The following is a 3,334-nucleotide window of genomic DNA, read 5'->3' as shown; positions in this document are numbered from 1 at the left end:
CATTGTGTTGCTTTAGCGTTTCTGCCTTTCGGCTTTCCCGCTGCACCCGACTTTAGCAGAAGCTTTCCATCGGATTTTCCGCTCTCGTTTCGAGGACACGCGGATCCATTCGGAGAATTCACTCGGATTGGATGTGCGATGTCTTCGTCGCGAGGAACGAAGAAGCAAGGAGACTCTATCGAGCCGCCTCGAACATGTCTAGTTCGTGACAACCGTTCGAATCTACCTACCCTGGTCACCCGTGTCAACGGGTTTCTGGGGCGAAGAGGAGACTAACAGGTCAGGGACGCCGAGTGCACATCCGGGTGACCGGGGTGCTCAGGCGGCCGTCGGGAGGGTGGCGCTGCGGTCCGCGGCCTCCACGTCGCCGGTCTCACCGCCGAGGGCCGCACGCCGGCCGACGCCGTAGATGTAGGCCAGGAACAGCAGTTCAGCGACGATGCCGATGGTGATGCGGGCCCAGGTCGGAAGGCCGGACGGGGTGACGAAGCCTTCGATGGCGCCGGAGACGAAAAGGACGACGGCCAGTCCGATGGCCATGCCGATGGCAGCACGCCCCTCTTCGGCCAGCGCCGTTCTGCGCGAGCGGGGACCCGGGTCGATCACCGTCCACCCCAGCCGCAGTCCGGTGCCGGCGGCGATGAACACGGCGGTGAGCTCCAGGAGGCCGTGCGGGAGGATCAGCCCCAGGAAGGTGTCGAGACGGCCCGCGGAACCCATGAGGCCGATCCCGATGCCGAGGTTGAGCACGTTCTGCCACAGCACCCAGAGGACCGGCAGCCCGAGGAACACCCCGAAGACCAGGCACATCGCCGCGGCCTGGGCGTTGTTCGTCCAGACCTGGGCGGCGAAGGACGCCGCGGGATGGCTGGAGTAGTACGTCTCGTACTGACCGCCGGGCCGGGTCATCGAGCGCAGGGCTTCCGGGGCGCCGATGGCCGACTGCACCTCCGGGTGGGAGGCGATCCACCAGCCGACGGCCGCCGCGACCGCTGTCGACAGCAGCGCCGTCGGCACCCACCAGTGCCGTGACCGGTAGACGGCTGCCGGGAAGGCGCTGGTGAAGAAGCGGGCGACATCGCGCCAGCTCGCCGTGCGGGCGCCCGCGACCGCGCTGCGCGCACGGGCCACCAGGGTGGTCAGCCGGCCGATCAGCGCCGGGTCCGGGGCGCTGGACTGGACGAGGGACAGATGGGTCGCCGTGCGCTGGTAGAGGCCGACCAGTTCGTCGGCCTCGTCGCCGGTGAGCCGGCGACCGCGTCCCAACAGCTCTTCGAGCCGGTCCCACTCATGCCGGTGGGCGGCGGCGAAGACATCGAGGTCCATGGGCTGCTGCTCCTGGCGGAAGAGGGCCGGACAGTGGGAAGCCCAAGCTTGGCAGACCGGGCAGACTGTTCGGGCAAGGGTTCGGACGGGGTGGAGGAGGGGTTCGCGCGTGAGTGGACTGGTGACGGGCGAGGCGGTGGCGCTGGGGATGGACCCGGCCAAGCTGCCGAGCCGGGCGCTCGCGACGACGATCGACCTCGTCGTCTACTGGACGGGCTTCGTCGGGCTCATGTTCCTGCTCGCCGCCGCGACCTCGTCGCTCGACGACGCGGCGGTGGCCGCGGTGTCGATCGGCGCGATGCTGCTCATCCTGGTCGGCATACCGATAGCCGTCGAGACCCTCACCCGTGGGCGGTCGCTGGGCAAGCTGGCCTGCGGGCTGCGGGTGGTGCGGGACGACGGCGGTCCGATCCGCTTCCGGCACGCGCTGGTGCGCGGGGCCGTGGGTGTCGTCGAGATCCAGCTGTCGCTGGGCGTCATCGCGTGCATCGCGTCCCTGGTGTCGGTGCGCGGGCGGCGGCTGGGGGACGTCTTCGGCGGGACCCTGGTCGTCCGCGAGCGCGTCCCGGTGCAGCACTCGCAGCTGATGCCGCCCGCACCGCCGTGGCTCGCGGCGCAGCTCGCCGGGGTGGACCTCTCGGGTGTGCCGGAGGGGCTGTGGCTGGCTGTACGGCAGTACCTCTCACGGATGTGGCAGCTTGATCCGCAGGTCGGCTGGTCGATGGCGGAGCGGCTGGCGACGGATGTCGCCGCGTGCACGGGCGCGCGGATGCCCCAGGGGACTCCGCCGGCGGCGTTCCTGGCCGCGGTGGTGGCGGAACGGCAGTCGCGGGACGCCCGGCGGATGTTCGGCGCGGGCGGGCCTCCGGCCGGTCCCTTCGGGGGCGCACAGCCACCCGTCATGCCGTCGCCCGTCATGCCGTCACCGGTCATGCCACCGGTTCAGCCGGTCCAGGCTTTTCGGCCGGTCCAACCCGTCCAGCCCGCGCCGGCGATGCTGTCGAAGCCCGCCGCACCGGAGCCGCCGCGTACCGGGTTCGCTCCCCCGGCGTAGGCCGGACCTGGGCAGGACCGGGCAGGACCGGGCCGCGCGCACCCCTGGGGATGGGCGGCGGTGTCAGGCGAACGCCGACGGTGGTGATTCGAGCTCTTCGAGTTCGATCCCCGGGGCGGAGAGGACGACGTCGCCCGCGATGTGGATCTGCCGCTGCTCGCCGGTGTCGAGCTCGGTCACCTGGTACTCGTCCACAGGCAGCGGGCCGCTGTCGGTGTCGTGTGTTGTCCTGTCGATCAGGGCCCACGACTGGTCGAGGGTGCGGGGTGCGAGCACGGGGGGTGCGAAGGAGACGAGGCGTACGCGGGTGGCCGGGGTGCCCGGTTCGAGGCGCAGCAGTCGTGCGGTGGCGATCAGAAACGCGGGCGAGGCCCCGGTGAAGGCATGGGCGGGGACGTTGCCCTCCTGTGCCTGCTCGCCCGCGGGGTCGGTACGGACCCAGGTGACGCCGTCGATGGCCGCGCCGCGGACCTGCCAGCTGGACGCGTTCATTTCGAGGCGGATGGGGCGGCCGAGATCGTCGATGGTGAGGTCGACGGAGCCGGAGTGATCACCCGAGGGGGCGGTGAGCTGGGAGACGTAGCGCCAGCCGGAGGGGCCGGTGGCGCAGTGGAAGTGTTCGGCACCCAGGGGGGTGTGGTCATGCGTGTCGTGGAACGAGTATCGGCCTCGGGGCATGGTGGGGACCTTAAACGGCGTCGCCCCCGCCGCGGAAAACGGCGGGGGCGACGCTCGTGACGCTCAGTGGATCTACAGGTGTCGATCAACCACTGTGGATCAACCGCAGTGGATCCACAGCTGTGGATCAACCGCAGTGGACATGGATCGCCGCGATCAGCCGCGGTGATCCCGTACCGGGTGGATCAGTGGATCAGTAGCGGTAGTGGTCCGCCTTGTACGGGCCCTCGACCGGGACGCCGATGTAGGCGGCCTGCTCCGGGCGGAGCGTGGTCA

Annotated in this window: 4 protein-coding genes; 1 reads left to right on the top strand and 3 read right to left on the bottom strand. The window is 70.2% G+C overall.

Annotated elements, in window-relative coordinates; all coding sequences use genetic code 11:
• Positions 1 to 318 precede the first annotated feature (318 nt).
• A complete protein-coding gene (locus tag C6N31_RS41990; protein WP_138357894.1) occupies positions 319 to 1,326 on the bottom strand; it encodes a stage II sporulation protein M in 1,008 nt (335 codons plus the stop codon).
• Between the two features lie 109 nt (positions 1,327 to 1,435).
• On the opposite strand from C6N31_RS41990, the gene C6N31_RS41985 reads away from it, so the two are divergent.
• Positions 1,436 to 2,380 carry an RDD family protein gene (locus tag C6N31_RS41985; RefSeq protein ID WP_138357892.1) on the top strand — a complete coding sequence of 315 codons (945 nt, stop codon included), beginning with the start codon at positions 1,436 to 1,438 and terminating at the stop codon, positions 2,378 to 2,380.
• Between the two features lie 63 nt (positions 2,381 to 2,443).
• On the opposite strand, the gene C6N31_RS41980 is transcribed toward C6N31_RS41985, so the two are convergent.
• Positions 2,444 to 3,058, bottom strand: coding sequence for a hypothetical protein (locus C6N31_RS41980; RefSeq protein WP_138357890.1), 615 nt, complete (start codon positions 3,056 to 3,058; stop codon positions 2,444 to 2,446).
• A 193-nt stretch (positions 3,059 to 3,251) separates the two neighbouring features.
• Positions 3,252 to 3,334: adenosylhomocysteinase (locus C6N31_RS41975; RefSeq protein ID WP_198357582.1), on the bottom strand; the 83-nt coding region annotated here is incomplete at its 5' end.

Source organism: Streptomyces fildesensis (assembly GCF_016107395.1).
GTDB classification, from domain to species: Bacteria; Actinomycetota; Actinomycetes; order Streptomycetales; family Streptomycetaceae; genus Actinacidiphila; species Actinacidiphila fildesensis.
This window is presented reverse-complemented; position numbering and strand designations above follow the sequence as displayed.

Bases quoted from the DNA above. Each gene is read 5' to 3' on its own strand.
- C6N31_RS41980 (WP_138357890.1), bottom strand. From the start codon at position 3,058: ATGCCCCGAGGCCGATACTCGTTCCACGACACGCATGACCACACCCCC.
- C6N31_RS41990 (WP_138357894.1), bottom strand. From the start codon at position 1,326: ATGGACCTCGATGTCTTCGCCGCCGCCCACCGGCATGAGTGGGACCGG.